This window comes from Campylobacter sp. CNRCH_2016_3089, from assembly GCF_025772505.1.
Taxonomy (GTDB): Bacteria; Campylobacterota; Campylobacteria; order Campylobacterales; family Campylobacteraceae; genus Campylobacter_D; species Campylobacter_D lari_D.
Map to the genome: position 1 here is coordinate 1 of NZ_JAKMSF010000037.1, position 1,525 is coordinate 1,525.

Sequence of the window (1,525 nt, forward strand, 5' to 3'; positions counted from 1 at the left end):
CATAGCTAAAAATGATATAGAAAAGGTTATAGAATTATCTCCTGATAGAAATCTCCCTCAAAACAAAGCTATCAAAGAAAATCTAAAAACTAAAGATGATTATAAAAAAGCTCAAGAAGCTAAAAAAGACTTTGAAGAAAAAAAGAAAGCCTTAAAAGAAAAATTTAATCAAGAAGATAAAACTAATGAGGAAGCTAACAATCAAACTAATAATAACACTACCAACCCAAATAACCAAACTAACACTAATACAAACAATGACAAAGCTAACATTAACTCTAGTATAAATAATCAAACAAACAATAATTTTAATTCAACTAATAATAGCTTTAATACCAATAATGCTTCAAACAATCATAGTTTTAATAACAACACTACCAAATTAAACAATCAAACCAATACCAACAATAATACAAGTAATCCAAATAATCAAACAAACAATAGTTCTAACACTAACTCTACTAACTCAAGTAATCAAACTAATACTACCACCACTAAAGAAGTAATAACCAAATACAAATTCATCATCACTAATGAAAACACTAGCTTTGAAAAGCTAGGTATTAAAGAAGAAGATTTACAAATACTCATTAGTGAGTTTAGCACTAGAAAATTTAGTTTGCAAGATTTACAAGATATATCTAATATTATTGCTTATTATTTCCAAGTTAATGGCTATCCTGCTGCAACAGCTTATGTACCCCAACAAGAATTTGAAGATAGTGTGCAAATAAACATAGCCTTAGGAACATTAGGTAAGTATATAATAAAGAATAAAACTACTATAAAAGATTATTTTATTGAAAGTAAGCTTAATGAAAGAATCAAAGGTAAAATCATCTCTACTAAATTAATAGAAGATAGTGTATATAAAGTCAATGAAATGTATGGCATTCAAACCCTAGCAGGTTTACAAGCAGGAGAGAATGTAGGTGAAACTGATATAGTTATAGAAGTAGTTCCTGATACTAAGGCTAATGTATTATTATATGCTGATAATTATGGTATTAAAAGTGCAGGGGATATTAGAGCTGGTATTAGTATGGGATTTAATTCTATACTTAATATGGGAGATTATTATAATTTTTACCTACAATCAAGCAATGAAAAACAAATTAACTATGGAGCAAGTTATACTTTCTTTTTAGGAAATTTAAAAATTACTCCAAGTGTATCAAAAGGAAATTATTCTTTAGGTGGAGATTATCAAGAAGTTGGCTTTAGTGGAATTTCAAAAAGTATAGGTATAGACTTTTCTTATCCTGTATGGATTAATACTAATTCATCTTTATACTTTACTTCTAGTATTTATCATAAAACTTTAAATGATAAAGCTTTCGCTTATACACCATTTTCATATATAGCAAATAAAAATTCTAATGTAGGTAGTATAGGTTTAGAAGGTTTATTTAGAGGATTTGAGAATAATACCTTAAGTTATAGTGCTAAGATAAGTATAGGTAAGGTTAATGATGATGGACTTTTTATAGAAGATAATTATTTTAAAAATGAAAGTAAAGGCTTT

1 protein-coding gene is annotated in these 1,525 nt (G+C 26.8%); it reads left to right on the top strand.

The features are described from left to right. Positions 1 to 1,525, top strand: a 1,525-nt coding sequence (locus L8W69_RS09105) for a ShlB/FhaC/HecB family hemolysin secretion/activation protein (protein ID WP_263666982.1), incomplete at both ends; no start/stop codon positions are given.